Here is a 26,492-nt window from a genome sequence, read left to right on the forward strand (position 1 = left end):
TGCCTCTTCCGAGGCCGAGCGATGGCCAACCTGACAGGCCCGAACCGCATCTCGCGGCTTTCGGGCCTGTTGCTTTCTGGTATGCTGTTAAGTCCCTGTAACCCTCTCCCATTGCTGCGGCAGGTCGCTTAAACTGTCGTGGTTACGATGTCCAACTGAAGATGTGTTCATGGCCAAGCCCAATCTGAAGCCCGCGAGTACTGATCTCGAAACCAGTCGTATCAAGGTGCCTCCCCATTCTGTGGAAGCAGAGCAGGCGGTATTGGGCGGCCTGATGCTCGACAACCGCCGGTTCGACGAGATCTCGGAAGTGATTTCGGCCGCCGATTTCTATCGACAGGATCACCGCCTGATCTTTGGCGCAGTGGAGCGCCTCGCCAGTGAGAGCGAGCCGCTGGATGTTGTCACCCTGGCCGAATTCCTGGAGCGCGCCGGCGATATTGAAGATGCCGGTGGCTTGTCTTATCTGGCGGAATTGGCCGAGAAAACCCCCGGTGCCGCAAACATCCGCGCCTATGCCGATATCGTCCGCGAGCGCTCCATTTTGCGACAGCTGGTGGAGGTGTCCGGCAAGATTTCCGATTCGGCCTTCAACCCGCTCGGCCGGAACAGTAATGAAATTCTCGACGAAGCCGAGCGCAGTGTATTCCAGATTGCCGAGGCGCGGGTCAAGGAAGGTTCTGGCCCCCAGGCCATTAACCCCATTCTGGCCAAGACCCTGAGCCGGATCGAGGAACTGTTTGAATCTGGCGAGCAGACCACCGGCCTGACGACGGGCTTCAAGGATCTCGACGAGCAGACCTCGGGCATGCAGCCTTCGGACCTGATCATCGTGGCGGGTCGCCCCTCCATGGGTAAGACGACCTTCGCCATGAACATCGTTGAAAATGCCCTGATCAGTACCGGCACGCCGGTTCTGGTGTTCAGTATGGAAATGCCAGCGGATGCCCTCGCCATGCGTATGCTGTCGTCGCTCGGGCGCATCGACCAGACCAAGGTCCGCGGCGGCAAGCTGGAAGAGGATGACTGGCCCCGGCTGACTTCAGCGGTCAGTCTGCTCAAGGACAAACCGCTTTATATCGACGATACGCCGGGCCTGAGCCCCACAGAAATGCGTTCCCGTGCCCGGCGTATTGCCCGGGAGAACGATGGCAAGATCGGCCTGATCATGGTCGACTACCTGCAGCTCATGCGGGTGCCCGGAAACACCGAAGGCCGTACGGCCGAAATTTCGGAAATCTCCCGGTCCCTCAAGGGGATTGCCAAAGAACTCAGCTGCCCGGTGGTGGCGCTGTCCCAGCTCAACCGGAGTCTTGAGCAGCGGCCCAACAAGCGCCCGGTTAATTCGGATCTGCGGGAATCGGGCGCCATCGAGCAGGACGCCGACGTGATCATGTTCGTGTATCGGGATGAGGTCTATAACGAGGATACCCCCGATAAGGGCATCGCCGAGATCATTATTGGTAAGCAGCGGAACGGCCCCATTGGCACTATCCGCCTGGCATTTATCGGCAAGTACACGAAATTCGAGGATCTGGCCCACGGTGACTACAGCGATTATGGCGGGGAGTATTGATGCCCCGCAGCACCGTTGCCCGGATTGATCTCGACGCCCTTCGCCGGAACTACCAGACTGCCCTGAATCGGGCCGGCGGGGCGCAGGTGATGGCGGTGGTCAAGGCCGATGGCTATGGCCACGGTATCGGGCCGGTGGCCTCGGCCCTTGACGGCCTGGCACCAAAATTCGCGGTGGCATGCCTGGAAGAGGCTCGGGCCATTCGGGAAACCGGCCTGGTGCAGCCGGTGGTTCTGCTGCAGGGGGTGCACGCCGACGCGGATATCGAGGAGTGCGCCCAACAGGGGTTTGAGCCGGTTTTTCACAGTTTCCAGCAGCTGTCGTGGCTGGAGCGCCTTGAAGCACGACCGGCGTTCTGGCTGAAAGTGAACAGCGGCATGAACCGCCTGGGCTTTCACCCGGACGAGCTGGCCGGAGTCATGGGCAAGCTCGAGGCCATCAGTGCTGACAAGGGGCTGCTGGGCTTTGTGACCCACTTCGCCTGTGCCGACGATCCTGAGAGCGCCATGACGGCGCAGCAGACATCGGTGTTTGAGCAGGCCACCTCTGCTTTCCCGGGGCTGATGAAGAGCGTTGCCAACTCGGCCGCCCACTTTCATCCGGACCAGCCGATGTTTGACTGGAGCCGCCCGGGAATCATGCTGTATGGCGGTTCGCCAATGGTAGGCAAGACCGGCCCGGAGCTTGGTCTGGAGCCGGTGATGTCGCTGGAAGCGCCATTGATCAGCACCCGTATGGTGCCAGCGGGAGAGTCTGTTGGTTACGGCGCCAGCTGGGTTGCCGACCGGGACACCCGAATGGGCATGGTGGCGATTGGTTATGGCGATGGTTACCCCCGGCATGCCGGCACCAACACCCCCGCGGCCATCAATGGCCAGCGAATCCGGCTTATCGGCCGGGTATCCATGGATATGCTGGCCGTTGACCTCACCGGTGCGCCGGACGCGAAGGAGGGCGACAGTGTCGAGCTCTGGGGGCGCACCGTGGGGGTTGACGAGGTGGCCGCCTGCGCCGGCACCATTTCCTACGAGCTTATGACCGGCATTACCGGGCGGGTGCCACGGCAATACCGGTAACATAGCGGGGTGCTTTGTCAGCCCTGTTCAGGTTCGTGAATGATTTCCTCGATAAAGTCGAGAATGGCAGCCAGGCTGCGGTCGTCCAGCTTTTTGAGCACTTTGTGCACGACCATCTTGCTGCCCTTGAGCATGCTGCTGATGCCCATTTTGGCCATGCCCATCATCATGTTGCTGGCATGCAGACGGCGAAGCGGCTCCAGGAAAAAGAAGTCCAGACCTTCTTCGGTCATGTCCACGATCAGGTTGAAGAGCTTGTCGATGGCTTCCTTGTCGGCCTTGCCCCGTTCGCGCAGTTCGCCGACGGTATACAGGGCCCGGGTTCGCAACTCATCGGGAATCGGCGCCACAATGTGGCTCTGTTGTTTCAGCATGAGAGTTCCTGTTGTTGTATGCTCTTGAAAGAAATAGCAAAGCATTAAGTCCAGACTGCATCACAGTGTATGGACCGGAATGGATAAGCCATTGGCCAGACCGGTTCCGAAATACCGTCACATCAGTGATATCCGGAGGCATTGAATCCTCGTGCATGTACTTGTTGTTCACGATTACGGCCCCTTGGGGAAGGTTTTGCTGGAGCGGCTGCGGGAAACTCACCTGCACGTCAGCCCATTGCTTGTCAGCGACCCCTCCAATGCGGATCTCGATGCGCTGGAAAACTGGATTCCCGAAGATACCGACCTGATTGTAAACGCACTCTGGATGGCCGATCCGGAGACTGCCGAGAAAGACCCTGAGGGCGCTCATATGGCAGCGTTCTCTTTGCCGGTGGCCATGGCCGAGTTCGCACGTGATCGTGGCATGGCGCTGCTCCAGCTCTCCTCCTGCTACGTGTTTGATGGCCGAAAGCAGAGTGGGTATATCACATCGAACCCGGGGCAGCCGGTAAACGAGTTGGGTAACTGGCAATGGGAATGCGAGCAAGCCCTGCGCACCCTGCTGCCCAGACACATCATCCTGCGGACCGGCTGGAGCCTGGCACGGTTCATACGAAAGGTTCAGGCCAGTACCGCTGCCGGTGAGGTACTGTCATTGCCAGGGCGCTGCCGCGGCCAGCCTGTGGCAGTTCGGGACCTGGCCCGGGTGATTGAAGCGGTGGTTCTTCAGCTGGACTGCGGAGCCGAGGTGTGGGGTACCTATCAGTACGCCGGTGCCGAGGAAATCAATTTATACGAGCTGGGCCTGGCGATTGCCGGTCTTCCCGGGATTCCCGAAGGTATCCGGGTGGTGGATGAGGTGCCGCAGTGGGGGCATCTGGAGCCGGTCAATACCACGCTGATCTGCACCAAGATCCGCAATACGTTCGGCATCAAGCAGATGCCATGGCGCTCCGGCCTGGTGGATGAGCTGACCATGCTGAAAAAGAACAACGGCAGGGAAGTGGAGAGTGAGCCCGCCGGTTAACGACAACGGCGGGCACTAAACAGTTTCTCAGTTATTGCACTGGCGGGAGAATTCCCGGCTGACCATCTGCAGGCCTTCGATATCCAGAAGTTCGACTTCCCGGCCGCGGGCCTTGATGATGCCCTGGTTCTGGAAGCGCGTGAATACCCGGCTCACCGTTTCAACGGCGAGACCCAGGAAGTTGGCGATGTCGTTACGGGCCATGGGCAGGCTGAAGTTGGTCGGCGACATCCTGCGACGCTGGAACCGGCTGGAAAGCGACAGCAACAATGCGGCAATGCGCTCTTCAGCGGTGTTCTTGCTCAGCAACATGGCCAGTTGATGGCTGTTTTGGATCTCCTGGCTCATCAGGTGGTACATGTGATGCTGAAGCTCCGGCAGTTTGCCAGTCAGTTCCTCCAGTTTGTCGATCGGAAACTCACACACGCTGGTCCGTTCCAGAGCTTTGGCGGTGCACGCATAGTGTTCACTGCCAATGCTATCCAGGCCCACCAGTTCACCGGGCATGAAAAAGCCGGTCACCTGCTCCTCACCGCTTTCAGTGATAATCGACGTCTTGATGGACCCGCTTTTCACCGCAAAGCATGAGCGGTAGGGCGTACTCTGGTCGAAGATATGTTCGCCGCGGTTGAAGATACGCCCCTGCTGGACAATGTCTTCCAGCCGGTCGAGATCGTTTTCTTCAATCGCCAGTGGCAGGCAAAGATTGCTCAGGCTGCACTGGTGGCAGGACGCCTTTAGGGGAGAAGCCTGACGAAACGGAATTGCTTGGGCCATACGTGATAATCCGTCCGATTTGATCCATATCAAGTGTGTACCTTAATACGGATGACTGTCTTTGCCAATAATCAAGCATAACGATATTAGAATATATTTTAAGCAAATAAGGGCCCGTGGGCCCTTATCACTTTTACGCTCAAAGCTTCTCGAAAACCAGCGATGCGTTGGTCCCACCAAACCCGAAGCTGTTGGACATGACGGTGTTTAGCGCCCCGTCGCGACTTTTCGGGCCCACCAGCGGAAGATCGCTGATTTTCTCATCTGGATCATTTAGATTTTTGGTACCGGCAATGAAGCCATTCTGCAGCATCAGCAGCGAATAGATCGCCTCCTGAACACCTGCGGCACCCAGGGAGTGGCCAGTCAGCGATTTGGTAGAGGAAATGGCGGGAATGTCGGAACCAAAGGTTGCGCGCACCGCGCCCATCTCTGCAACGTCGCCAACGGGGGTGCTGGTGCCGTGGGCGTTGATATAGTCAATCTTGCCCCGGATAGTGGCCATGGCCTGCTTCATGCAGCGTTGGGCACCTTCGCCCGAAGGCGCGACCATGTCGTAGCCGTCCGAAGTGGCGCCGTAGCCGGTGAGCTCAGCAATGATGTTGGCGCCGCGTTTTCTGGCGTGCTCCAGCTCTTCCAGAACCATCATGCCGCCACCACCGGCAATCACGAAACCGTCCCGGCCGGCATCGAAGGGGCGGGAGGCCGTTTCAGGGGCATCGTTGTACTTGGTGGACAGCGCTCCCATGGCATCGAACATCATGGTCAGGCTCCAGTCCTCTTCCTCACCGCCGCCGGCGAACACGATGTCCTGCTTGCCAGCCTGGATCTGCTCCATGGCGTGGCCGATGCAGTGGGCACTTGTGGCGCAGGCCGAAGACATGGAGTAGTTCACCCCCCGGATCTTGTAAGCAGTGGCCAGGCAGGCGGAAACGGTGCTGGTCATGATTCGGGGGACCATGTAGGGCCCGATGCGCTTCACGCCTTTCTCGCGCATGATATCGGTGGCTTCCACCTGGCTCGAGCAGGAAGCGCCACCGGAGCCGGCGATCAGGCCGGTGCGGTCGTTGGAGATCATGTCCTCGGTCAGCCCCGCCTGGGCAATGGCCTGCTCCATGGACAGAAAACTGTACATGGCGGATGGCCCCATGAAACGACGGATCTTGCGGTCAATGACGGATGTGTCCACATCCACAGAGCCTGCAATCTGGCTCCGGAAGCCCATTTCCTTGTAGGTTTCGTTGAAACGGATGCCCGATTTTCCGTTCTTCAGGCTCTGGGTGACCTCGTCCAGTGAGTTGCCGAGGCAGGACACAATGCCCATGCCGGTGACGACGACGCGTCTCATAAGTTCCTCCTTACCGATCGGCCGATATGGCCGACCTTGCGATCAATAACGTTATTTAACAGTCTAGGCGCTTTGGCCCGGATACGATATTTGACCTTGGTAAGGGGAGCTCAGGAGGCGCTCAGTTCGCCGCCTCCTCGGCGGCCCGGGCTTCGCGTTCAACCATTTCCGGGGTTTCCAGGGAAATGCGTCCCAGCTTGCCCGACCGGAATTCGTTGAGTAGTACCTCCGAAACCTTGTGCAGGTCCGGAACACCACCACGCCCGAAAAATCGGCGTTTCGCGGCAATGCCGTCCATCAGCGCCAGGGCATCTTTCGGCAGCTCCTCAAAGCCATAGCGGGCCTGCACAAGCTCCGGGTAGGCTTCCAGAAGGTACTCGGCCTCGAACATGGCCACATCCTCAAAGTCCAGAACCGCGCTTCGAATCGCCCCGGTAACCGCCAGACGGTAACCGCAGGCTTCGGGGGACAGCTTAGGCCAGAGAAAGCCGGGGGTGTCGTAGAGCAGAATGTTATTAGGCAGCTTGATGGCCTGCTGGGCCCTGGTCACGGCCGGCTCGTTCCCGGTTTTGGCCGCAGGTCGTCCTGCCAGTGTGTTGATCAGTGTGGATTTGCCGACATTTGGAATGCCGAGAATCATCACCCTCAACGCACTCTTCTGGCGATCATGATCTGGCGTTAATTCTTCGGCCAGCTTGAGGATGGACAGGGCCTCACTGCGCTGGTTGTGGGTAAGAGTGATGGCGCGTACTCCACGCTCTTTCTCAAGCCAGGCTCGCCACTGCTCGGTGATCTCTGGATCCGCCAGGTCGCGCTTGTTCAATACCTTGATCAGTGGCGTTTCGCCACGAAGGGCCGGCACCAGCGGATTTTCGCTACTGAAGGGAATGCGCGCATCAACCACTTCAATGATGAGATCCATCTGTGGCATGACTTTCTTGATCTCCTTGCGGGCCTTGTGCATATGCCCTGGAAACCAGTTGATGGCCATCGTATCTGCTCCGGATTGGGTTAAACGGCGCCATTATGAAGGGGAATGACCAAACTTTCACATTTGTTTGAATCCCCGTGTGTGGCGGCTTTTGGCGGGGGATACTGAGAAGTATGTACAAAAAGAGGGCTGATCGGGGTGAAAAACCGTATCCGTATGTTTTAGGGTGTAGTCCCTGAACGATGAAACCAATGTATGTCGGTGGTATTGAGATTGTGGCCACCCTGTTAACGGAGACATTTATGAAGCTTGTAAAACTGTTTGGTACTGCCCTGGTCGCCCTGAGCCTTTCGGTCCCGGCCGTGGCCCAGCAATCCGGCGGCCAGCCTGATCAGGTTGACCAGCTGGCACAGATGGTAGGGCTGACCGAAGATCAGCAAACTGAAATCCGTGCCATCGTCGACGAGATGCAAGGCGAAATCGGTGAGCTTCGTCAGGAAGCCCGTGCGCTGCAGCAGCAGATGCAGGGTGAGATCAAATCAGACTTTGATGAAGCCGCTATTCGCGAGCAGGCCGAAGAACTGGGCGATGTGACTGGCGAGATCGCGGCTCTGTCCACTCTGATGCAGGCGAAGGTCGACAGCGTGTTTACCCAGGAGCAGCGCGACGAGTTGGACAAGCGTATGCAGCAGATGCAACAGCAAATGCAGCAGCGTCGTCAGATGCAACAGCAGATGCAGCAGGGGCAAGGTCAGGGCATGCAGTGATCCTGCTTTCCCTCTAGCTGGATTTGAGAAGGGCCGCATCTTTTGGTGTGGCCCTTTTTTTGTGCCCCTAGCCTGCTGGTTTGGCGGGAGGAACAGGGGTGTGGAGCCACCCCCGAAACCGAAAGGCTAGGAGCCCAAGCCCGAAGCCCCACCCAAGCCAAAGGGCTTAACCAGAACAATCAGCCGGGGAAGCAAGGTAAGAGCCCCAACCAGAGCCATGAACATGGCAAACCCCGTAAACAACCCGAAGTAGATGGTCGGGATGAAGTTGGACAGCACCAGTATCGAGAACCCGGAGATGATGGTCAGCGAGGTAAAGAACATGGCTTGGCCGATGCTCCGGTGGCAGCGGTGCATGGTGGCGATGTAGTCGCCGTCTTTCTGGAATTCGGTTTTGAAGCGGTGGATGTAGTGGATGGTGTCGTCCACGGCAATGCCCACGGTGATGGCCGCCACGGTGATGGTCATCATATCCAGCGGGATTCCGAGCCAGCCCATCAGACCGAGCACGGAGCCGGCGGCGATCAGGTTGGGGGCGATGCCGATCAGGGCCAGTTTCAGGGAACGGAACAGGATCAGGAACATTACCATGATGGCGGCGAAGACCACGCCGATGGTCTTGATCTGGGAATCGAACAGACTTTGCAGCATGTTGTTGTACATCACGGTCATGCCGGCAAAGAGCACCTGATCCTCCGAGTAGCCCAGTTCCGTGGTCAGGTGATTATGGATGCGGTTCAGCAGCTCCTGTCGACGCAGTTCCGGCATGGTTTCCAGGATCCGGATGCTAAATCTCGCCTGGTCGTGTTCCTCAGATATATAGGGCGTCAGCAGGGTGTCCTGCAGGTCATCGGGCACCGCAGCGGGAACAAACGCCAGCTCCAGGGCATCCAGGGGCTCGCCCTGATTGATCCTGGCGAGGATATCCAGCGTTGTGTTGATCGACAGCACCTTGCCGGTTTCCGGTAATCCGTCCAGGTACTTGTGCACGGCTTCCAGTTCTTCCATTTTCTGGTAGGTGTACCAGGTATCCCGGTATTCCTCGTCGGCACCGCAGTCCTCCACGAACGGGTCGCAGTCACTGGCAAACGGGTCGCCGCCGCTCGCGCCTTCCGGTGGCGGATCGTCGGTGATGACCACGTCCAGGGGCGTGGTGCCGCCCAGGCGGTTGTCGATGGTGATCATGCCCTGATGGATTTCGGTGGACGATTTGAAATAGTCGATGAAGCTGTTTTCCACCGTCAACTTGCTCAGGCCGATAACGCAGAGCACGGCAATCACTCCGGATCCGACCAGAACCGTCTTGCCGAAGTGTTCCGTGAACCTGGCAAAGGCATCGGTGAAGGGAATCCGGTCAGAAGTTACGCGGCTGTCCAGTGGCGGTGGCAGCAGGGTCAGCAGGGCCGGGAATATGACGAAGGTAATAAGGAAAGCCACTGTCAGGCCCAGGGTCATCATCCAGCCGAAATCGATGACAGGGCGAATGCCGCTGAAGGTGAGTGAGCCGAAGGCGACGATGGTGGTGATGGCCATGTAGAAGCAGGGCTTGATCATCGCCATCACGGTGTTGCGCAAGGTATCTCTCGGGCTGGCCTCAGGATCGTCGTGTTGGAATTCCCGGTAGCGCACGATCAAGTGGATGGTGAGCGACAGGGTCATGATCAGCAGCAGGGAGATAAAGTTGGAGGAGATCACCGTCACCGGCCACTGGGCCCAGCCCAGGAAGCCAATCATCAGCCAGACCGTGAAGCCGCAGCACAATAGTGGCACCAGCACCCAGCGCCACTGCCGGAAGATGATGGCCAAAGTCAGTAGCAGAAACGCGAGCACTCCGAGCCCGAAGGTCGACAGGTCGTTTTCGATGAAACGGATCATGTCCGCCACGATCATGGGCACGCCGCCCAGGTGGATTTCGGCATCATCCCGGTAGTTGTCCAGGATGGAGCGAACGGTGCGGATGGTGGCATCGCGCTCTACACCGAGGGTTTCGGTAAAGTCGATGAATTTCTGTTTTACCTGTTCCAGTTCTGCCAGCTCGGCTTCGGAGGCTTCACCGGCGTCGGCCTTGTCTCGCAGATCGTTGCGCTTTCTCAGCAGCTCAAAATAACGATCCGGCGTTGGTAGATTGACCTGTATCGCCGTGGTGCGACCGTCTTCACTGATCAGCAGGTTGGGGTAGAGCGGATTGTTCAGCAGCGCCTGGCGGGCGGTATCTGGAGCCACATCGTGTTCGTCCAGGGTCTTGATCTCGCTGTCCACGGTATCCAGTGTCAGATCCGGGCTGTGGAGCAGGGGTACGTTCAGGATGCTGTTGGTGGTGCCTACGGCTTCCAGGCCTTGCAGTTCATCACGCAACGCGCCCAACCTGGCCAGGCCATCTTCAGAGAACAGCTCGCCTTCGGGTGTATAGGTGACGATCAGGAAATCGTCGGAGGTGGTGAAGCGGCGGTTTACCTGGCGGTACTGTTCAAGGGAGCGGTCGTTTTCCAGCACCAGGGACTCGGCGGAAGCATCCAGCCGGAATTCGCCAAACTTGAAGGCGGCGAGGGCCAGTAACAGGGCAAAGGCCGCGAGGATAATAAAGGGATGCGGAAAAATCAGGCGGTCATACAGGGTGCGAAGACGATTCATGAACAACTACTCTGCCAGTTCAAACGAGTGCAGAGTGTGCCATAAACCTCAGTGAACCGTGACCTTTGACGAGGCTTCTTCCAGGGAATCGATCAGCTTTTTCAGGCGGCGACTCATATCTGCGCTCTCGGCAAGTTGGGTCACCATGTTCTGGGTGGTCTCGCGAATGCCCTGGACGTTGGCCAGCACGTCGTCGGTGCCGGCGGTCTGTTCCGCAGAAACGTTGGCGATTTCCTGGTTGGTATGATCGATCCGGCTGACCACTTCATTGATGGCTTCCAGGGCACGGCGGCCTTCTTCGGATTCCTCGACGCAGCGGGTGGCATCCTCGGAGCTGCCGGTCATCTGGTTCACTGCGGTGTTGATGGCGCTTAGGAGCCGATCAATGGTGCCCTGAATCTGATCGGTGGAGTCCTGAACCCGCTGGGCCAGTTTGCGGACTTCATCGGCAACCACGGCAAACCCTCGGCCCTGTTCGCCGGCCCGTGCCGCCTCGATCGCGGCGTTCAGGGCCAGCAGATTGGTCTGTTCGGCAATACCCCGGATCTCGGTAATGGCGTGGCTGATTTCATGGCTGTTTTCGGCCAGGGCTTCGACGCTGCTGGCGGAATTGCGCACCACATCGGCAAGCTTGCGGATGCTGTCGGCGCTCTGTCCGACACGGGTGCTGCCGTCGCGAGCGGCATCGCTCGCCTCGTGGGAGAGAGTCTTGGCAATTCCGGCCTGTTCGGCGATGCCGGTGAAGCTCTGCAGCATGGTTTCGATGACTTCCGCGGACCGGTCGGCGCCTTGCTGTTGGCGGCCAAGATCATCCCGGCGGGCTTCGGAGGCCGAGGTGAGTTCCTCGACTTCCCGGTGCAGCCGTTCTGTGGCTTCCTTCATGCTTCGGACCACGCCCACGGTGCGGTCCTGCATGGCATTGAAGGCGCTGGCCATTTCGCCGATTTCGTCCGTGGAGTCCACCACCGCCCTCTGGCTCAGATTGCCCGATGCCTGAACGTCGACCATGGTGTCTTTCAGGCGGTTCACGTGGCGTTCGATAAACGAAATCAGCAATTGGGAGCCGGCCATCTCGAGCACCATGAGTACCGCCACCACCAGCGCAAAGCCGGGCGCCGTATCAGCGAAGACCTGATCGAAGGTTTTGCCGGTCTGCCCGGCAATGGTGTGCATGGCGTACAGAACCAGTAAGCAGAGAACTGCGAAAACGACAATGTTCAGTAACCAGAATTTGTACTTCAGCCGGGCATTTCGCAGCAGTGTCAGCATGAATTGTTCTCAGTCGATGGCCTTCACCGGAATCTGCATGGCATTGGAGGTTTGGGGAACCTCGGGCACGGCGAGACCAAGATTGTTTTTATCGAATACCTTATCGGCCCGGTAGCTGGAGCGGACCATAGGGCCGGAGGGTACTTCCATGAAGCCCTTCTCCAGGCCGATTTCCCGGTAACGGTTGAATTCTTCCGGGGTGACGTAGCGTTCCACCGGCAGGTGATTCGGCGTGGGGCGCAGGTACTGGCCCAGGGTCAGGATATCCACACCGATGGCGCGCAGGTCGTCCATGGTTTCCAGGATTTCCTCTTCAGTTTCACCAAGACCCAGCATCAGGCTGGTCTTGGTGAGCACATCCGGACGGTGTTTCTTGGCGTGTTCCAGAACCCGCAGGGTTTTCTCATAACCCGCGCGCGGATCACGGACCCGGCTGGTCAGCCGTTTGACGGTTTCCACGTTCTGGGCGAAGACATCCAGCCCGGAGTCCACAACCTTCTCGACGTCAGACATGACGGCATCAAAATCCGGCGTCAGTGCTTCAACAGCGACTTCGGGAGTGCACTGTTTGATGGCGGACACACAGGCGGCGTAGTGCGCAGCGCCGCCGTCGTCGAGGTCGTCACGGTCTACCGAGGTAAGCACAATGTAGCGAAGGCCCATGAGCTCTACGGACTTGGCAGTGTTCTCCGGCTCTTCATGATCCAGCCAGCCTTTCGGGTTGCCGGTGTCCACCGCGCAGAATTTGCAGGCACGGGTACACACAGAGCCCATTACCATGATGGTGGCAGTGCCGGCGGTCCAGCACTCACCGATGTTGGGGCAATGGGACTCCTGGCAGACGGTGCTCAACCGGTGCTCACTGACATTCTTGCGCACAGCCTCATAGCGCTCGCCTCCGGGCATGCGTGCCCGCAGCCATTTGGGCTTCCGCTCAGGCTTCTCCGCTGATGTGGCTTCCTGCTTTGATGACCGCTTGACGCCGTCCTTGATGGCCGAGAAGCCATGTTCATTGCGGAATTTGGAACCACTGGTAATGCGGGTTTTTGCGCTGTCGCTCATTGCAACCGGACTCTTGATTCGGGTATGGAGAACTCTAAAGAGTAATGGGCTGGCGGGGGAGATACAAGACAGATAGGGGCAATCACGGGGGTGCCGGGCACGACATTGGTCGTACCCGGTTGACCGTTATCAAGCCTGGGCTTTGTCCAGGGCCTGGGTAATGTCGGCAATGATGTCGTCGACATGCTCAATGCCAATGGACAGCCGCACCAGATCCTCGCTCACCCCGGCACTCTTCAGTTCCTCAGGGTTCAGCTGGCGGTGGGTGGTGGTGGCCGGATGACAGGCCAGGGACTTGGCGTCACCGATATTCACCAGGCGCAGGATCAGCTCCAGGGCATCAATGAACTTTGCCCCGGCTTCCCGGCCACCTTTGATGCCGAAGCTCAGAATGCCGGACGCTTTACCACCACAGATCTTGTCACACGTGGCCTTATAGGGGCTGTTGGCCAGGGTCGCGTAATTGACCCACTCTACAGAGGGGTGGTCCTGCAGGAAGTTGGCGACTTTCTCTGCGTTTTCACAATGACGTTCCATTCGCAGCGCCAGGGTTTCCAGACCCTGCATGATCAGGAACGCATTGAACGGCGCCAGGGCGGCACCGGTATTGCGCAGTGGGACCACGCGGCAGCGGCCAATGAAGGCGGCGGGGCCGAGGGCGTCGGTGTAGACCACGCCGTGGTAGGACGGGTCCGGCTCGTTCAGCATCGGGAACTTGTCGGCGCTGGCTTTCCAGTCAAACTTGCCGGAATCCACCACCACGCCGGCGACAGTGGTGCCGTGGCCGCCGATGTATTTGGTGAGCGAGTGGATCACGATATCGGCACCGTGCTCGATGGGGCGGCACAGGAACGGCGTGGCAACGGTGTTGTCCACCATCAGCGGAATGCCGTGCTTGTGGGCAATCTCGGCCCAGCGCTGGATGTCGACCACGTTGCCCGCCGGGTTACCGATGGACTCGCAGAACAGCGCGCGGGTGTTCTCATCAATAGCCTTTTCCACGGCATCGAAATCATCATGGCGAACCATCTTGCACTCAATGCCCTGGTTCGGCAGGGAGTGGGCAAACAGGTTGTAGGTGCCGCCATAGAGCTGGCTGGTACTGACGATGTTATTGCCCACCTTGCAGATGGTCTGCAGGGCATAGGTGATGGCGGCCATGCCGGAGGCTACGGCCAGGGCGCCAACACCGCCTTCCAGTTCTGCCATCCGCTCTTCCAGAACCGCGTTGGTGGGGTTCATGATGCGGGTGTAGATGTTGCCCTGAACCTTCAGGTCAAACAGATCGGCACCGTGCTGGGTGTCGTCAAAGGTGTAGGACGTGGTCTGGTAAATCGGCGTGGTTGCCGCCCGGGTAGTGGGATCGCTTTTGAAGCCTGCGTGCAGCGCGAGGGTTTCCGGTTTCATGTCAACGGTCCTTGCTGGTGTGTTGTTCTTTGTGGGTTTCAGCCCGTGAGTATGCCACAGAGTTTGTTGTGAGAGGATCGTTGCAGCCTGGTTGAAAGAGAAACGGATTGAGGCGAAGCGTATGAGGCGCTAGTCGTCGCGCTGCCTCTTTTCAGCCTTGAGATAGTCGCTGATGGATGGATAGAAAAATATTCCCAGGCAGGCCCAGAAAACGCTGATCGACAGGATGGCTGCCTTCACGCTCGCGCCAGCGAACCCAAGGGCAATGGGAACCAGAACAACGGCCAGGAACACCGTGAGTGCATGGCGGGATTTCATAATGCGATACAGCCTTAAAAACGCATTCGGGAGAAGTCTCTATCCTATCCGACTCCTGGCCCCAGGATTGTCAAAGTTTGTTTAAGTGACGTTGGATTTCTTGGCGTCCGTGTCAGGAAATATGGTGTCGTAGCACCAGGTGAATACGAACGCATACACCAGATAGAACACCACGAACGCCACATCCACAATCAAAGCCTCCAGCAGACCGATACCCATCCACCAGGCAATAATCGGCAGGAGAATCAACATCAGACCAAGCTCGAAGCTCACCGCATGAAGGAACCGGACTCGAATTGATTTACGGGTTGAACCAGTAAAGTGGTTCAGTCCGTGATCGAACCCCAGGTTGAACACATAGTTCCAGACGGTTGCGATGGTGGCGCCCACCACACCGAGAACTCCTGTTTTTCCCATATCGAACCCGAATGTCATGGCTGCGAGGGGAACGGAAAGAAGCAGGCCGATAACCTCAAAGGAAATAGCCTGGCGAACTCTGTCTTTGGTTGATCTCATAGCAAGTCTTGTACGAAGGCGGGTCGTCCCGCGTTCACTGCCCGGAAAGGGTGGGGTCGTCCCCAGGAACTGGATGCGAAATTGATTTTAACAACTATATTCAGGGTGAGTTGGTCATAACGATGACAGGTTGACCCGTATTGTTTTACTGCTCGTACAGCACGTAGGGACTAACGTGTCTTGGAGGTGATTTCATGGATAGGCTACTTCCGTTCAGGCTTGCCTCGATTATAACTATTTTGCTCGCCTCGACCGTATCCTTCGCTTCGTCGAAAGATCCATACACTATAGGGGTTTTCGAGGGCATCGAGCGTGAAATTGCAGTCTCCGACGGTGAGCTGGTTGGCCGCTTCTCTCCTTATTACCGGTGCGTTTTCAACCGTGTTGAGGGTGACTTCAGGTTTCTGGAAATGCCGCTCGCGCAGATGCTTTATCGCCTCAAGAAAGGTGGAATAGCCGCCGGACTACCGCTGGTGCAAACTTCCGATAGGGATGAGTATGCCGACTTTGGCGGTCTGTTGTTCCAGACAGAGTATGTCTATCTTCTGATCGAGGATCTCCCACCATTAGATAGTCTGACAGGTCTCCGGTTCGCATTTGTCCGCAAGTTCGTTGGTGACAAGCTTTTGAGAGGTGATGACCCTCAGGTTATTGATGTGTCTGATTGGGCGCAGGCTGTTGAACTGCTCAAACGAGGACGTGTGGATGTTGTAGTTCTGCCATGGGCGCTCATCGACACCTACATGGCGGGTTATGACAATCCATACTTTGACAGGACGGCCGCCTGGGTAGATCTGTCCATGTATATTTCCCATCGCGTGGATGACAGTGATTTGACGCAAGATCTCAGGGAGGCAATAAGAGAATGCCGGTTCATTGCCGAGCAGAATCAGGGGGGATGGGATATTCCTCAGAGAAGCCGTGATTCAAAGAACTGACTACGCCATTTTGAAAGTCTCGCCATCGGAGAGGTGACCTGGTCAGGTTGTCTCCAGTGGTTGATCTCGCCTCTTAATCCCGATCAATGTAAAAAATTGTGTAAGTTTTAATCATGAGTGCTTATTCAAAATGATTCTCATCTATAGTGTGATTGTTAACAATTCTCTATAAGCTCTGTTCCTTATTTCACCAATGGAAGGCTTGTTTTGCGCTGAGTGGGAGTTCGGTTTTTGATTCCAAGTCGTTTTATTCCAATTCTTTTCGTGTTCCTCTGTTTTTCAGATTTGTCGGTTGCAGAAAATATAATTCGGGTTGGCATCAGCGAAGGGGTTTCTGGACTGGTGGATCATTCCGAGGGCCATCTTAGCGGCTCCCTGTCCTCGCTTTACACGTGTGTCTTTGAGACCTCGGGTCTGGAACCTCAATACGTTTCTATACCTTTGAAGAGAGGTCTGTATTACCTGGAAAGGGGGCACCTGGATGCTTTGCTACCTTTGGCAAGGACGCCCGATCGTGATGAGTCCCTGATATTTGCAGGTGAGTTGATTCGTGCCGAATATGCCTATGTCTCTTTCAAGCCCTTGCCTGAGGTTTCGGGCAACACGAGTCTGCGCTTTGGCATTGTGAGAGGCTTTGTGGGCCACTTATTCATCCCTGAATCGGCTTCATTGATCGAAGAGGTGACCAGCTGGTCACAACTGGTTCCGATGCTAGAGCGTGGAAGGGTGGACGCTTCCGTGATTCCCTCGATACTGGTAGACGATGTGCTGGGAGAGCGAGCTAAAGAAGCGGTTATTCAAAAGGCTGGAGAGCTTTCTGCCTCAATGTATATTTCACCGCGCCATGAACTGACCAATGTGTCCTTTCGGATCATGCACGCCGTTGAGGCCTGTCGCCCAGAGAACGGAATGTTATCCAGCCGCTAAAGGGTGGTTTGAAGGGCAAGTTGTCTTGCTGTAGTCAATTTGTAGTCAACCAACAAAAAGGGTCACGACGTGAATCGCAACCCTTTGAATCTTGGTAGCAAGGGGCGGAGTACTCGGGCCTGCGGCCTCACCCTTCGGGCCGTCGTCGCGTCGCTCCGACGTTCCTCCGCACGCGCTGCGTGCTCCGGTCGAACCGCCGACCCCAGCACTATGAGACCTGTGTGAGGCGTACAGTAAAGGACACAGGCGTTCAAAATCAGCTGCTTGCGTGTTCTGTCCAGCCGTTAACGGGCATTAAGGTACACGGCGGTAGGCTAGGGGGCAACCGACCTCAAGCCGATGCCCGGTTGTCTTCAACGGCCTCCAGCTTTACCCGAAAACCACAGGCAGCAGCGTATTTGTTAAGGGTGCTCCAGCTCGGGTTGCCCTTGCCATGCTCAAGCCGGGAAATGTTGCTCTTATTGGTGCCCAGCTTGTTGGCAACCTCCTCCTGGGTAAGACCAGCCGACGTTCTCATGGTGACCAGCTGATCAATGAGGTTGAACTCGTCCTGGAGTGCGTCGTACTCCCTCCGGACTTCGGGGTTTTCCAGTGCCTTCTTCTTAAAGTCGTTAAAGCTTTTCATTTCCTGACCTCCTTTAACCGCTCTTTCGCCAGCTCCAGGTCTTTCTTAGGTGTCTTCTGATCTTTCTTCACGAATACGTGCAGAATGACGATTCGTTTTCCCTGCATGTAGCAGAAGATGCCTCTGCCGATCCCCTCTTTCGCCTTGGCCCGGATTTCGAACAGCTCATCACCCAGCGGCTTTGTGTGCGGCTCCCCAAGATTGGCGCCGTGCTTCTCCATCAGCTCCATCAGGCTAATCATTCTCGCCTGAATTTTGGCTGGCATTGCTGCCAGGTCTTCGTCTACCTTTCCGTAAAGCTCGATTTCCCAAACCATTCGGTCTCCCATTTCCTTGGATTGTTATCATAAATGATAACCTGTGCCGGTGAGAAATATTTGTATGGAATAAGGCATGTCCTCCTTAATCTATGGTGGGAAAAGAAAACCGTTAACCCTGGAACGTCTGCTTGTCCCCTGTTTTTTTGTGGAGTCGTACTATTTAGTGGTATCAACTTATCTGTAAAGCTATGCAGTTGTGCCAAGAACATGCGTGACGCAGTCAATGTGGTTAATCAAAGGGATTGGAAATGTCGTCTGTAAAATTCTTCTCAGTGGTGATGGTCGTTTTTCTGTTAGCCGGATGCGCTACCCAGAATCAGTTCTCTGGTCCAGAAAGACCTGATTCTGAACTGGGGGTTCTCCATGTTGACGACGGGCTGTTAGTCGAGAGGATAAACGGAAAATGGCGAGGTGTTGGACTCATAGACACGTATAGATTTTTGCCTGGTGTTGCTTCTGTCGGAGTAAAAGCCAATTGGGGCCTAGTAGCCTCTGGCCGTCTTACACTGGAATTTGAGGCCGTAGCCGGCGAGGAGTATCAACTACTACTGATTCGATCGGGTAAGAATGAATGGACTGCCGAGATAATTGAATTAAGTAGTAAAACTGCAGTTACCCTAGACAAGAGTTATGACAAGAATGCGCTGTGGAGTCTTTAAAACTGAGCTTCGCTTTTGCCCCTCTGGTATCAAAACGGGACCCCTGAAGTCAGGGGCCGATTCGGAACCGTGCAAAGTAGTCGTTCCAGCTTTATCAGACCTGTGTGAGGCGTTCATTAAAGTGCACAGGTTTTAAAAATCAGCTACTTGCGTATTCTGTCCAGTCGTTAACCGCCACTAAAGTACATGGCGGTAGGCAAGGGGACATCCTAAACCGAGTCGACGTTTTTGCAAGTAGCCGCGCTTGAGGTGGGACTGCTCCTTTATGTTTTACCGATTCCACTTCTTCACTATTCTACATACCTCAGTCATTTTCTCATCTAGATCAAGAACATTCTTTAGGTCCTGTATTTCCATGTGCTTAATAATGTTCTCTGCAAGGACGCTCTTCTGTTTTCTATACTTGTCTCCGAGGCCTTTCTTGAAACCATTTATGTGAGAGAAGTAGTCGGCGTATTTTTCGGTAGGCGTAATTCTTTCACTTTCAAAAAAAGCCTTTGAAGCATTCTCAGGTATATAGTTTTCGATTTCTTTTCCTTTTGTTATCCAGCATAGCGCTCCAATCTTTTTAAACTCTGACTCGATTCTTCTTTTTGTAGAATTGACTGGGGTCTGTTGGTTTCTTTTGTCACTGTCGATAATAATTATCGCATTTCTATTTGTGTTGAGGATTGATATCCCTTCTTCACGTTCATCTGGTGTTATTCCTGAAAGGTGAGACAAAAGTCGACCTCCATAAAATATAATTTGATAGTGTGTCCCTTCTTTGAGTTCGCCTTTGCTCCACAATTCGATCCATCTGTTAAGGTAAATTCGATCAGACGGCCCCTCAACCCATATAATGCCGTTAGATTGAAGTAAGTCACTGGCGCGAATATCAAGGTCGTCCAGTATTCCATTGTTGTGGATATAAGTTGTTGCAGTCTCCGTGAAAGATTCTCCATTTGCATGCTTTACATGTACTATTTGGGCATCAGACTGTTTGCTAAATTGATCTATTAGCGTGTTCGAGTGCGTTGTGAGAAAATATACAAAATCGTGTTCAAGCGCGGCCATATAAACATACTCGTTTAAACGCCTAAGGAGGGCTGGGTGAATGTTGTTTTCAAGCTCTTCGAAAGCAAAAACAAAGTCTTTTAATGGCTTTTTTTCAATGTGAGGGGCGAGGATTAGGCTTGATATGACTAGAATTACAGTTTTAAGGCCACTCCCCGATTGTGATAGAGCTATTCGCCCTTTTTCTTCTTCCTCTAAGAATATTTCCCACGTGTCGTTTTCATGTAATTGGCACACAATGTCTGTGAAGTGTGCATCCTGTAAAAATACAGAATTTATAGCATTAAGTAAGTCTATTTCGACTAAGTTAGATGGAAGGCTTGAAAGATTAATAAAAGACTGTATGGTGTTGGTTAAGCCAATTCCATTGCTCTGGAATCCTAAATTTCCAATTTGCGCTTTTTCTGGAGCGATGTCCCTTTCTGCCTGAAGGCGTTTGAATAGCTTGCCTTCTAAAAATATCTTCAAATGTTGGCAAATTTTTTGTTCGTAGTTGTCGCTATTCTTTAGAGGCGGAGTTATCCCAGTGTCATCTACTTCAATCAGATCAGAGCTGAGCGAGCCTCCTGGCGACCTTCCTTTTCTGAGAAACTTTATTTTCCTTCCAAGATACTGTGCACCATACTCCCGGTGGTTTCGCCCTATCTTTCCTCCATGTGTACCTTGCGGAAAGGTAGCATTTATTTCTGATTCTTGTAGCTTTTTGGAGAATAGAACCTGTGGGTGTTGCCCCTTTCTCCAGGTGGATTGAGGAAATTCAAAATTTTTTTGCAAGTCGCTTCTATTATATCAATGAGTGACGACTTTCCAGAGTTGTTTCGCCCTACTATCAGATTTACTCTTCTTATATCATCAAATCCGGATTCTTTAGTGAAGCACTTGTAATTGGTTATCTTGACTGAAAGGTAATCCATGACGTTTTGCTCACTGTCCATCCTGAGAGTGTATTTTGATACTTTTTTTCTGAGAGCACTGAAGACTTCCCCCGGTGCTGCTGATGAGTGCCTTTTTCACGTCTACCGATCGTGGAACCATCTTTCCATGACTTTTTTCGTTACTGCTATCCCTCGGCTTGACTGTCTAACTTTGATTTCACTTCATCGTATTCGGGGCTAGTTTGTCCTACTTCTGGCGCGATTTTTCCACTGATTAGCCATAGAGCGTACTCAGGAAATATTTGCTGTAAGACCTCAGTTCATTTGTGCTGATCCTGATGTTTCTGTACCGAACGCTTTTCCATCTGGCGTGACCAATCTCGCTTTCTCTGATTAAGCGATCAAAGCCTGCCTTAGATATTAATTGCTTAGCTCTATCTTCTATCGATTACATATTGATCTAAAAAACAGGCGAAGTTGGGCGAGGTAAATTATTTACCTGTCGCGTTCAGTTTGATATTCGGGTCGTAGTTAAAATATTGAACTACCAATGTTGTGCTTTAAAGTCCGTTTTTGACGGTTTCGGACCTTGACCATGATAGATGAACAACTAGCCGAACGCATTAAACAGCTTAACTGGCCTCCACTTATGGACTGGCGCGAGTTCGCCGATTGGGTCCGCGTAGACCAGGGCGTAGTAGAGGGCTGGATCAAGCGCGCCTACATCCTGACCCACAAGATCGGTCGTCACCGCATGGTCAACATTCCCCGTCTCCTGGAACAGATGGAAGAAGAGGAGGTTTGACCATGAAGCCCCTGAACCGAGTCGGTCGAAAGACCCAGACCATCGTTCGTGTAGCCCACCAGAAAGGCCGCACCCTTTCCTGCACCTTCTACTTTTTCAACGGCTCTGAGTTCGTCGCGTCCTCTGACCGCCTGGGCCCGGCAAGAATGGTGAGACCTGGAACCGTGGCTGTCAGCAAGTCAGGCCGTCAGTGGTTGGCGGTTGGCGGTGATCACACCAACGGTGCCGCCGGCTGGCGCTTCGTCTTTTCCCAGGTCGACCAACCACCGGTTGGTGGCGACGTCGTCCGGTTTATCGACAACCCCAGGGCCCTGAAGATCCGCGCCAACCTCGATGCCTACCTGAACTACTACCAGAGTGTGAAGGGCGTTCTTCCTCGCTCTGTCGTGCTGCGTCGCGAACAACTGAGAGCCTGCGGGGCATCTCCAGGTCAGGATGAATGAGCGTGAAATGTCCTTCCTTACCATCGAGCAGTGCAATCAGCTCCTGGAGGAATGCTGGCAGAGTTCAAATGAGTTTGTCTGGTCGGGCGCGATGATTTGCCTGGCGACTGGTGCTAGGTGGATAGAGGCGGAAACCCTCATCAACTCAGGGTTTGTTTTAGGCAAGGTCATCTTCAGGGATACGAAGAACGGAAAGAGCAGGGCAGTGCCCATCGAGCCGAAGATCCAGGAACAGATCCTGGAGAATGCTTTACCTGGTCCAGGGCGTTTATTCGGTCCCTGCCGATCGGCATTCCGGGCTGCCTATAACGGTGTGGGTACTCGACGCCTCAACAGCTGACCCGCATCCTCAGGCACACCTTCGCCAGTCATTACATGATGAACGGGGGAGATATCCTCACGCTTCAGAGCATCCTTGGGCATGGAAACATCACCATGACCATGAAGTACGCGCACCTCTCGCCGGATCACCTTGAGTCGCCCATGAAGCTATCGCCGGTGTCTCAACTCTTGTCCTAGTAATCCTTAGAACCTTGAATCGTTTTCACATGGAATGCCGTCACCGTCGCCATCCATCTTTGTGTTTGGGCAGTTTCGGATAAAGAACTCTGCCTCTGACCTGGACGTCATCTGACTGCAGTGCTGCCGACCGTCACATTGGAAGCTCGTTACCCGTTTGGCTTCGTCGATCAACGCCTTGTGTTCAGCCATTGGGTTAGCCACTGGTGTGGGTTGGCTTTCGGGTTGTTTGGACTGATAGAACTGCCATGCGCCGAAGGCTACCAGGGCAATTAGAATGAGGTTCTTCAAAGTCACTTCCTTATGGTTATCTTGCTTCCGATAAAAGAGGTAGGCGGAATATTAACACCGTCCGGGGCAACGGGGGACAAAAAGGGGACAACCATAAAAAAAGGGTCACGACTTGCGTCGCAACCCTTTGAATCTTGGTAGCAAGGGGCGGAGTCGAACCGCCGACCCCAGCATTATGAGTGCTGTGCTCTAACCAACTGAGCTACCTTGCCATTTCGCTTTGGGCATCGCCCCAAACGAGGCGCGTATTTTCAGTATTTGGGCCCTTTCTGTCAAGGCTTGGGGCCCAGTTTTTCCTGAAAAATTACACGTTGAAGCGGAAGTGGATAACGTCGCCGTCTTTTACGATGTATTCCTTGCCTTCCAGGCGCCATTTTCCGGCATCCTTGGCCCCGGCTTCGCCGTTGTACTGCACGAAATCATCGTAGCTCACGACTTCTGCCCGGATAAATCCACGCTCGAAGTCGGTGTGGATCACGCCGGCGGCCTGAGGCGCTGTGGCGCCGATTTTTACGGTCCAGGCGCGGACTTCCTTCACCCCGGCGGTAAAGTAGGTCTGCAGGCCCAGCAGGCCGTAGCCGCCGCGAATAACCCTGTCGAGGCCTGGCTCTTCCATGCCCATTTCTTCCAGGAACATGGATTTTTCATCGTCTTCCAGTTCGGAGATTTCGGCCTCTATCTTGTTGCAGATAGGCACAACCACGGCATTTTCCGACTCGGCGATCTTGCGAACCGTGTCCAGATGCGGGTTGTTCTCGAACCCGTCTTCGCTGACGTTGGCAATGTACATGGTCGGCTTCACGGTCAGCAGGCAGAGCTCGCGGATCAGGGCCATCTGGTCTTTGTCCAGATTCATGCTGCGCACCGGTTTGCCCTCGTTCAGCACGGGCAGCAGTTTCTCGAACATCTCCAGCTGGGCCTTGGCTTCCTTGTCACCGCTCTTGGCCACGCGTTGAACGCGCTTGATGGCTTTCTCAACGGTGTCCAGGTCGGCCAGAGCCAGCTCAGTATTGATTACTTCGATGTCTGAGGCGGGATCTATCTTGTTGGCCACGTGAATGACGTTGCCGTCTTCAAAGCAGCGCACCACATGGGCAATGGCGTCGGTCTGGCGGATATTGGCGAGGAACTGGTTGCCCAGGCCCTCGCCCTTGGACGCGCCTGCCACCAGGCCGGCGATGTCGACGAATTCCATGGTGGTCGGGACGACCCGTTCCGGCTTTACGATCTCCGCCAGTTTGTTGAGGCGCGGGTCAGGCATGGCGACAACACCGGCGTTAGGCTCAATGGTGCAGAACGGGAAGTTTTCCGCGCCAATGCCGGATTTGGTCAGTGCGTTGAACAGGGTGGATTTGCCGACGTTGGGAAGGCCGACGATGCCGCAGTTAAATCCCATGGAATGCCTCTGCTGGTACTGGAAAAATTTGAGCGGATTATACCGGTTTGAAACTGTGCAGGCGATTCATGGCGGCGGGGAGTTTGCCGCAGGCTGCATCCGGTAATACCCGCATGATTTCGTCGATCACTGCGTTCAGTTCCTCGGTTTCCTGTTTGCCCAGGCGGCCGAGAACATAGCCGGTTACCCTGCGGCTGTCGCCGGGGTGGCCAATGCCGATGCGCAGTCTCTGAAAGTCGTTGGTGCCCAGGTGAGCAATGGTGTCACGCAGGCCGTTGTGTCCGCCGTGGCCGCCACCTTTCTTGAGCTTGGCGGTACCCGGAGGCAGATCGAGTTCGTCGTGGGCAACCAGAATCTGTTGGGGCTGAATCTTGAAGAAATCTGCCAGCGCCTTGATGGCCAGGCCGCTGCGATTCATAAAGGTAGTGGGATTCAGGAGGTGCAGGTCCAGGCCCTGCCATTGAATGCGGGCGTAGAGCCCGTGGTATTTCTTTTCGGGGCGGAGCGTCTGGCCCGCGGCGCGGGCCAGAGCTTCCACGAAGAGAGCGCCGGCGTTATGGCGGGTATTCTCGTAGTCAGCGCCGGGGTTCCCCAGACCAACCACCATGACAATATCCTGCGCCATTCGCCGTTGCCCTCCTCAGTGCAGGAGTGATTACTCCTTGTCTTCGCCTTCTTCGCCTTCTTCACCTTCTTCGGCGTCGTCGGCCTTGGCACCGCGCGGCTTATGGATAGCCACTACAGGCAGGTCGTGATCTTCACCCTGGAACAGGGCGGCAATCTTGACGTCTTTCGGCAGTTTCAGATCGCTCAGGTGAACTACCTGGTCCATCTCGACAGTGGTCATGTCCACTTCGATGAACTCGGGCAGGTTCTGCGGCAGACAGATCACTTCAACTTCGTTGATCTGGTGGTTCGCTACGCCGCCGTGGAGCTTGATAGCCGGTGCGGTGTCTTCGTTGATGAAGTGCAGCGGTACGTTGACGTGGATCTCGTGATCCTTGTCGACGCGCAGGAAGTCAGCGTGGGTCAGGATCGGCTTGTACGGGTGACGCTGCAGATCCTTCAGGATGACGCTTTCTTTCTTGCCGTTCAGCTCAACGGTCAGAACGTGCGAGAAGAAGGCTTCGTTTTCCAGAGCTTTTTTCAGCTCGTTGTGCCAGATGGCAACCGGAGTAGCGTCTTTTCCGCCACCATAGATGATGGCCGGAATTTTACGCTCCTCACGACGCAGGCGGCGGCTCGCACCTCTCCCCTGATCGTCGCGAGGAAATGCTTCGATAACAAATTCCTGAGACATGGTAATAACCTCAATCGTCACCTGAACTGCCCGCGACCAGGCGTTGGATCAGGTGATGTTTCTGAAAAGCCGGATTTTTCCGGCTGACTAAAAGGGTCGGGAGCCTGTGTAGGCTCCCGACCCGGTAACTGCTTGTAATGCCTTGATATTACGACCGGAAGGTCACTCAGGCATTCTCGAACATGGCGCTGATGGACTCTTCGTTGCTTACGCGGCGAATAGACTCCGCAAGCAGTCCGGCCATTCCGAGGACGCGGATTCTATCACAATTATGCGCTTTGTCACCCAGCGGGATGGTATCGCAGACCACGAGCTCATCCAGCTGCGAGGCATTGATGTTATCAATGGCCGGGCCGGAGAGAACCGGGTGGGTGATGTAGGCAACCACGCGGGCAGCGCCGTGTTCTTTCAGGGCGTTGGCCGCTTTGCACAACGTGCCGGCGGTATCGATGATGTCGTCCACCAGGATACAGGTCTTGTCTTTGACATCACCAATGATGTGCATGACCTGAGATACGTTCGCCTTCGGGCGACGCTTGTCGATGATGGCGAGATCGGCGTCGTCCAGGCGCTTGGCCACGGCACGGGCACGAACCACGCCGCCAACGTCCGGAGATACCACTACAAAGTTCTCGAAGCGCTGCTTGAAGATGTCTTCGAGCATGACCGGTGTGGCGTAGATGTTGTCCACCGGAATATCGAAGAAGCCCTGGATCTGATCAGCGTGCAGGTCGACGGTCAGAACCCGGTCTACGCCGATGCTGGAAATCATGTCGGCTACCACCTTGGCGCTGATGGCAACACGGGTAGAGCGTACCCGGCGATCCTGGCGCGCGTATCCGTAGTAGGGGATAACGGCGGTGACCCGTGTAGCGGAAGCACGGCGAAGTGCGTCGGCCATCACGATCAGTTCCATCAGGTTGTCGTTGGTGGGATAGCAGGTCGGCTGAATGATGAAGACATCATGGCCGCGGACATTCTCATTGATCTCGACGGTGGTTTCTCCGTCGCTGAAGCGGCCTACAGTGGCCTGACCCATGGGAATGTGGAGTTTGCGGGCAATCGCCTGTGCCAGTTCAGGGTTGGCGTTACCAGCGAAGATCATCAGTTTGGACACGACGGCATCCTTCTCAGTATCGGCGTTTGATTCAGAAGAAGCGGGAGAAAGGTGGCTGGGGTGGCAGGATTCGAACCTGCGCATGACGGGATCAAAACCCGTTGCCTTACCACTTGGCGACACCCCAGTATCGTGCTTT

General features: G+C 55.3%; 30 protein-coding genes and 2 tRNA genes. 11 read left to right on the plus strand and 21 right to left on the minus strand.

What is annotated here, in order from left to right; translation table 11 throughout:
* The first annotated feature begins 169 nt into the window (after nt 1–169).
* Complete coding sequence (dnaB, locus tag ACO06L_RS19130; RefSeq protein WP_041644976.1) at nt 170–1,576, plus strand: replicative DNA helicase; 1,407 nt, start codon at nt 170–172, stop codon at nt 1,574–1,576.
* The gene (gene alr / locus ACO06L_RS19135) at nt 1,576–2,652 is read left to right on the plus strand and encodes an alanine racemase (RefSeq protein WP_202347066.1); all 1,077 of its coding nucleotides are present in this window, start codon (nt 1,576–1,578) and stop codon (nt 2,650–2,652) included. The genes dnaB and alr overlap by 1 nt, the downstream gene beginning before the upstream one ends.
* A gap of 17 nt (nt 2,653–2,669) precedes the next feature.
* Here the strand turns inward: alr and ACO06L_RS19140 are convergent, their stop codons facing one another.
* Entirely contained in the window at nt 2,670–3,026 is a 357-nt protein-coding gene (locus ACO06L_RS19140; protein WP_008176372.1) for a hypothetical protein, read from the minus strand.
* Between the two features lie 151 nt (nt 3,027–3,177).
* On the opposite strand from ACO06L_RS19140, the gene ACO06L_RS19145 reads away from it, so the two are divergent.
* Entirely contained in the window at nt 3,178–4,056 is an 879-nt protein-coding gene (locus ACO06L_RS19145) for an SDR family oxidoreductase (RefSeq protein WP_064227065.1), read from the plus strand.
* Nucleotides 4,057–4,083: 27 nt separating this feature from the next.
* On the opposite strand, the gene fnr is transcribed toward ACO06L_RS19145, so the two are convergent.
* The 3 genes from fnr to ylqF form a co-directional block, all read right to left on the minus strand.
* Entirely contained in the window at nt 4,084–4,833 is a 750-nt protein-coding gene (gene fnr / locus ACO06L_RS19150; protein ID WP_064227066.1) for a fumarate/nitrate reduction transcriptional regulator Fnr, read from the minus strand.
* 139 nt (nt 4,834–4,972) lie between these two features.
* Nucleotides 4,973–6,181 carry a beta-ketoacyl-ACP synthase I gene (fabB, locus tag ACO06L_RS19155; protein ID WP_064227067.1) on the minus strand — a complete coding sequence of 403 codons (1,209 nt, stop codon included), beginning with the start codon at nt 6,179–6,181 and terminating at the stop codon, nt 4,973–4,975.
* A gap of 121 nt (nt 6,182–6,302) precedes the next feature.
* Nucleotides 6,303–7,172, minus strand: a complete 870-nt coding sequence (ylqF, locus tag ACO06L_RS19160; protein WP_064227068.1) for a ribosome biogenesis GTPase YlqF — start codon at nt 7,170–7,172, stop codon at nt 6,303–6,305.
* A gap of 242 nt (nt 7,173–7,414) precedes the next feature.
* Between ylqF and ACO06L_RS19165 the strand changes: the two genes are divergently transcribed.
* Complete coding sequence (locus tag ACO06L_RS19165; RefSeq protein WP_227715876.1) at nt 7,415–7,879, plus strand: Spy/CpxP family protein refolding chaperone; 465 nt, start codon at nt 7,415–7,417, stop codon at nt 7,877–7,879.
* A gap of 126 nt (nt 7,880–8,005) precedes the next feature.
* Here ACO06L_RS19165 and ACO06L_RS19170 read toward each other — a convergent pair whose 3' ends face one another.
* From ACO06L_RS19170 to ACO06L_RS19195, 6 genes are all read right to left on the minus strand, one after another.
* Entirely contained in the window at nt 8,006–10,510 is a 2,505-nt protein-coding gene (locus ACO06L_RS19170) for an efflux RND transporter permease subunit (protein WP_202347067.1), read from the minus strand.
* 48 nt (nt 10,511–10,558) lie between these two features.
* Nucleotides 10,559–11,779, minus strand: a complete 1,221-nt coding sequence (locus ACO06L_RS19175; protein ID WP_202347068.1) for a methyl-accepting chemotaxis protein — start codon at nt 11,777–11,779, stop codon at nt 10,559–10,561.
* A gap of 9 nt (nt 11,780–11,788) precedes the next feature.
* Nucleotides 11,789–12,841, minus strand: coding sequence for a lipoyl synthase (lipA, locus tag ACO06L_RS19180; RefSeq protein ID WP_202347069.1), 1,053 nt, complete (start codon nt 12,839–12,841; stop codon nt 11,789–11,791).
* A gap of 129 nt (nt 12,842–12,970) precedes the next feature.
* The gene (locus tag ACO06L_RS19185; protein WP_202347070.1) at nt 12,971–14,248 is read right to left on the minus strand and encodes an O-acetylhomoserine aminocarboxypropyltransferase/cysteine synthase family protein; all 1,278 of its coding nucleotides are present in this window, start codon (nt 14,246–14,248) and stop codon (nt 12,971–12,973) included.
* A 129-nt stretch (nt 14,249–14,377) separates the two neighbouring features.
* Complete coding sequence (locus ACO06L_RS19190; RefSeq protein ID WP_227512625.1) at nt 14,378–14,566, minus strand: hypothetical protein; 189 nt, start codon at nt 14,564–14,566, stop codon at nt 14,378–14,380.
* A gap of 81 nt (nt 14,567–14,647) precedes the next feature.
* Nucleotides 14,648–15,082 carry a PACE efflux transporter gene (locus ACO06L_RS19195; RefSeq protein WP_202347071.1) on the minus strand — a complete coding sequence of 145 codons (435 nt, stop codon included), beginning with the start codon at nt 15,080–15,082 and terminating at the stop codon, nt 14,648–14,650.
* A gap of 194 nt (nt 15,083–15,276) precedes the next feature.
* Here ACO06L_RS19195 and ACO06L_RS19200 point away from each other — a divergent pair, with 194 nt between their 5' ends.
* Both ACO06L_RS19200 and ACO06L_RS19205 read left to right on the plus strand, forming a co-directional pair.
* Complete coding sequence (locus ACO06L_RS19200) at nt 15,277–16,020, plus strand: transporter substrate-binding domain-containing protein (RefSeq protein WP_202347072.1); 744 nt, start codon at nt 15,277–15,279, stop codon at nt 16,018–16,020.
* A gap of 231 nt (nt 16,021–16,251) precedes the next feature.
* A complete protein-coding gene (locus ACO06L_RS19205) occupies nt 16,252–16,947 on the plus strand; it encodes a transporter substrate-binding domain-containing protein (protein ID WP_202347073.1) in 696 nt (231 codons plus the stop codon).
* A 331-nt stretch (nt 16,948–17,278) separates the two neighbouring features.
* On the opposite strand, the gene ACO06L_RS19210 is transcribed toward ACO06L_RS19205, so the two are convergent.
* Together ACO06L_RS19210 and ACO06L_RS19215 are read right to left on the minus strand one after the other, a co-directional pair.
* Nucleotides 17,279–17,572 (minus strand): helix-turn-helix domain-containing protein, encoded by a 294-nt coding sequence (locus ACO06L_RS19210; protein WP_202347074.1) that lies wholly within the window; start codon nt 17,570–17,572, stop codon nt 17,279–17,281.
* Nucleotides 17,569–17,889 carry a type II toxin-antitoxin system RelE/ParE family toxin gene (locus ACO06L_RS19215; RefSeq protein ID WP_202347075.1) on the minus strand — a complete coding sequence of 107 codons (321 nt, stop codon included), beginning with the start codon at nt 17,887–17,889 and terminating at the stop codon, nt 17,569–17,571. Before ACO06L_RS19215 ends, ACO06L_RS19210 begins: the two co-directional genes overlap by 4 nt.
* A gap of 251 nt (nt 17,890–18,140) precedes the next feature.
* On the opposite strand from ACO06L_RS19215, the gene ACO06L_RS19220 reads away from it, so the two are divergent.
* Nucleotides 18,141–18,551 carry a hypothetical protein gene (locus tag ACO06L_RS19220; protein WP_202347076.1) on the plus strand — a complete coding sequence of 137 codons (411 nt, stop codon included), beginning with the start codon at nt 18,141–18,143 and terminating at the stop codon, nt 18,549–18,551.
* Nucleotides 18,552–18,821: 270 nt separating this feature from the next.
* Here the strand turns inward: ACO06L_RS19220 and ACO06L_RS19225 are convergent, their stop codons facing one another.
* Nucleotides 18,822–20,381: an ATP-dependent nuclease gene (locus ACO06L_RS19225; protein ID WP_202347077.1), complete on the minus strand. Its 1,560-nt coding sequence runs from the start codon at nt 20,379–20,381 to the stop codon at nt 18,822–18,824.
* A complete protein-coding gene (locus ACO06L_RS19230) occupies nt 20,288–20,542 on the minus strand; it encodes an AAA family ATPase (protein ID WP_413816175.1) in 255 nt (84 codons plus the stop codon). Before ACO06L_RS19230 ends, ACO06L_RS19225 begins: the two co-directional genes overlap by 94 nt.
* 535 nt (nt 20,543–21,077) lie before the next feature.
* Between ACO06L_RS19230 and ACO06L_RS19235 the strand changes: the two genes are divergently transcribed.
* Genes ACO06L_RS19235 through ACO06L_RS19250 form a run of 4 tightly spaced genes read left to right on the plus strand, consistent with a single transcriptional unit; the run spans nt 21,078 to nt 22,249 of the window.
* Nucleotides 21,078–21,287 (plus strand): hypothetical protein, encoded by a 210-nt coding sequence (locus tag ACO06L_RS19235; RefSeq protein WP_202347079.1) that lies wholly within the window; start codon nt 21,078–21,080, stop codon nt 21,285–21,287.
* A gap of 2 nt (nt 21,288–21,289) precedes the next feature.
* Entirely contained in the window at nt 21,290–21,730 is a 441-nt protein-coding gene (locus ACO06L_RS19240) for a hypothetical protein (RefSeq protein WP_202374532.1), read from the plus strand.
* On the plus strand, nt 21,723–22,070 hold the full coding sequence (locus ACO06L_RS19245) for a hypothetical protein (protein ID WP_202347081.1): 348 nt from the start codon (nt 21,723–21,725) through the stop codon (nt 22,068–22,070). Before ACO06L_RS19240 ends, ACO06L_RS19245 begins: the two co-directional genes overlap by 8 nt.
* Before the next feature lie 38 nt (nt 22,071–22,108).
* Nucleotides 22,109–22,249: a hypothetical protein gene (locus ACO06L_RS19250; RefSeq protein ID WP_265103191.1), complete on the plus strand. Its 141-nt coding sequence runs from the start codon at nt 22,109–22,111 to the stop codon at nt 22,247–22,249.
* 6 nt (nt 22,250–22,255) lie between these two features.
* Here the strand turns inward: ACO06L_RS19250 and ACO06L_RS19255 are convergent, their stop codons facing one another.
* From ACO06L_RS19255 to ACO06L_RS19285, 7 genes are all read right to left on the minus strand, one after another.
* Nucleotides 22,256–22,441 carry an excalibur calcium-binding domain-containing protein gene (locus ACO06L_RS19255; protein WP_320407636.1) on the minus strand — a complete coding sequence of 62 codons (186 nt, stop codon included), beginning with the start codon at nt 22,439–22,441 and terminating at the stop codon, nt 22,256–22,258.
* A gap of 234 nt (nt 22,442–22,675) precedes the next feature.
* Nucleotides 22,676–22,752, minus strand: a tRNA-Met gene (locus ACO06L_RS19260).
* Between the two features lie 92 nt (nt 22,753–22,844).
* Nucleotides 22,845–23,936, minus strand: a complete 1,092-nt coding sequence (gene ychF, locus ACO06L_RS19265; protein WP_064228294.1) for a redox-regulated ATPase YchF — start codon at nt 23,934–23,936, stop codon at nt 22,845–22,847.
* Nucleotides 23,937–23,973: 37 nt separating this feature from the next.
* The gene (gene pth / locus ACO06L_RS19270) at nt 23,974–24,561 is read right to left on the minus strand and encodes an aminoacyl-tRNA hydrolase (protein ID WP_202347084.1); all 588 of its coding nucleotides are present in this window, start codon (nt 24,559–24,561) and stop codon (nt 23,974–23,976) included.
* A 30-nt stretch (nt 24,562–24,591) separates the two neighbouring features.
* The gene (locus tag ACO06L_RS19275; protein WP_202347085.1) at nt 24,592–25,236 is read right to left on the minus strand and encodes a 50S ribosomal protein L25/general stress protein Ctc; all 645 of its coding nucleotides are present in this window, start codon (nt 25,234–25,236) and stop codon (nt 24,592–24,594) included.
* 166 nt (nt 25,237–25,402) lie between these two features.
* On the minus strand, nt 25,403–26,353 hold the full coding sequence (locus ACO06L_RS19280; protein WP_008176348.1) for a ribose-phosphate diphosphokinase: 951 nt from the start codon (nt 26,351–26,353) through the stop codon (nt 25,403–25,405).
* 52 nt (nt 26,354–26,405) lie between these two features.
* Nucleotides 26,406–26,480 (minus strand) — tRNA-Gln (locus tag ACO06L_RS19285).
* Nucleotides 26,481–26,492: the final 12 nt, after the last annotated feature.

The sequence above is a fragment of the Marinobacter sp. genome (genome assembly GCF_965229985.1).
Taxonomy (GTDB): domain Bacteria; phylum Pseudomonadota; class Gammaproteobacteria; order Pseudomonadales; family Oleiphilaceae; genus Marinobacter.

Excerpts from the sequence above, each read along its gene's own strand:
- ACO06L_RS19255 (WP_320407636.1), bottom strand. The coding sequence starts at position 22,441 with ATGGCTGAACACAAGGCGTTGATCGACGAAGCCAAACGGGTAACGAGC.
- ACO06L_RS19250 (WP_265103191.1), top strand. The coding sequence starts at position 22,109 with ATGAACGGGGGAGATATCCTCACGCTTCAGAGCATCCTTGGGCATGGA.
- ACO06L_RS19140 (WP_008176372.1), bottom strand. The coding sequence starts at position 3,026 with ATGCTGAAACAACAGAGCCACATTGTGGCGCCGATTCCCGATGAGTTG.
- ACO06L_RS19240 (WP_202374532.1), top strand. The coding sequence starts at position 21,290 with ATGAAGCCCCTGAACCGAGTCGGTCGAAAGACCCAGACCATCGTTCGT.
- fabB (WP_064227067.1), bottom strand. The coding sequence starts at position 6,181 with ATGAGACGCGTCGTCGTCACCGGCATGGGCATTGTGTCCTGCCTCGGC.
- ACO06L_RS19210 (WP_202347074.1), bottom strand. The coding sequence starts at position 17,572 with ATGAAAAGCTTTAACGACTTTAAGAAGAAGGCACTGGAAAACCCCGAA.
- ACO06L_RS19165 (WP_227715876.1), top strand. The coding sequence starts at position 7,415 with ATGAAGCTTGTAAAACTGTTTGGTACTGCCCTGGTCGCCCTGAGCCTT.
- ACO06L_RS19245 (WP_202347081.1), top strand. The coding sequence starts at position 21,723 with ATGAATGAGCGTGAAATGTCCTTCCTTACCATCGAGCAGTGCAATCAG.
- lipA (WP_202347069.1), bottom strand. The coding sequence starts at position 12,841 with ATGAGCGACAGCGCAAAAACCCGCATTACCAGTGGTTCCAAATTCCGC.
- dnaB (WP_041644976.1), top strand. The coding sequence starts at position 170 with ATGGCCAAGCCCAATCTGAAGCCCGCGAGTACTGATCTCGAAACCAGT.
- pth (WP_202347084.1), bottom strand. The coding sequence starts at position 24,561 with ATGGCGCAGGATATTGTCATGGTGGTTGGTCTGGGGAACCCCGGCGCT.
- ACO06L_RS19230 (WP_413816175.1), bottom strand. The coding sequence starts at position 20,542 with ATGGACAGTGAGCAAAACGTCATGGATTACCTTTCAGTCAAGATAACC.
- ACO06L_RS19195 (WP_202347071.1), bottom strand. The coding sequence starts at position 15,082 with ATGAGATCAACCAAAGACAGAGTTCGCCAGGCTATTTCCTTTGAGGTT.
- ACO06L_RS19215 (WP_202347075.1), bottom strand. The coding sequence starts at position 17,889 with ATGGTTTGGGAAATCGAGCTTTACGGAAAGGTAGACGAAGACCTGGCA.
- ACO06L_RS19220 (WP_202347076.1), top strand. The coding sequence starts at position 18,141 with ATGTCGTCTGTAAAATTCTTCTCAGTGGTGATGGTCGTTTTTCTGTTA.
- ylqF (WP_064227068.1), bottom strand. The coding sequence starts at position 7,172 with ATGGCCATCAACTGGTTTCCAGGGCATATGCACAAGGCCCGCAAGGAG.
- fnr (WP_064227066.1), bottom strand. The coding sequence starts at position 4,833 with ATGGCCCAAGCAATTCCGTTTCGTCAGGCTTCTCCCCTAAAGGCGTCC.
- ACO06L_RS19235 (WP_202347079.1), top strand. The coding sequence starts at position 21,078 with ATGATAGATGAACAACTAGCCGAACGCATTAAACAGCTTAACTGGCCT.
- ACO06L_RS19185 (WP_202347070.1), bottom strand. The coding sequence starts at position 14,248 with ATGAAACCGGAAACCCTCGCGCTGCACGCAGGCTTCAAAAGCGATCCC.
- ACO06L_RS19275 (WP_202347085.1), bottom strand. The coding sequence starts at position 25,236 with ATGTCTCAGGAATTTGTTATCGAAGCATTTCCTCGCGACGATCAGGGG.
- ACO06L_RS19175 (WP_202347068.1), bottom strand. The coding sequence starts at position 11,779 with ATGCTGACACTGCTGCGAAATGCCCGGCTGAAGTACAAATTCTGGTTA.
- ACO06L_RS19170 (WP_202347067.1), bottom strand. The coding sequence starts at position 10,510 with ATGAATCGTCTTCGCACCCTGTATGACCGCCTGATTTTTCCGCATCCC.
- ychF (WP_064228294.1), bottom strand. The coding sequence starts at position 23,936 with ATGGGATTTAACTGCGGCATCGTCGGCCTTCCCAACGTCGGCAAATCC.
- ACO06L_RS19200 (WP_202347072.1), top strand. The coding sequence starts at position 15,277 with ATGGATAGGCTACTTCCGTTCAGGCTTGCCTCGATTATAACTATTTTG.
- alr (WP_202347066.1), top strand. The coding sequence starts at position 1,576 with ATGCCCCGCAGCACCGTTGCCCGGATTGATCTCGACGCCCTTCGCCGG.
- ACO06L_RS19190 (WP_227512625.1), bottom strand. The coding sequence starts at position 14,566 with ATGAAATCCCGCCATGCACTCACGGTGTTCCTGGCCGTTGTTCTGGTT.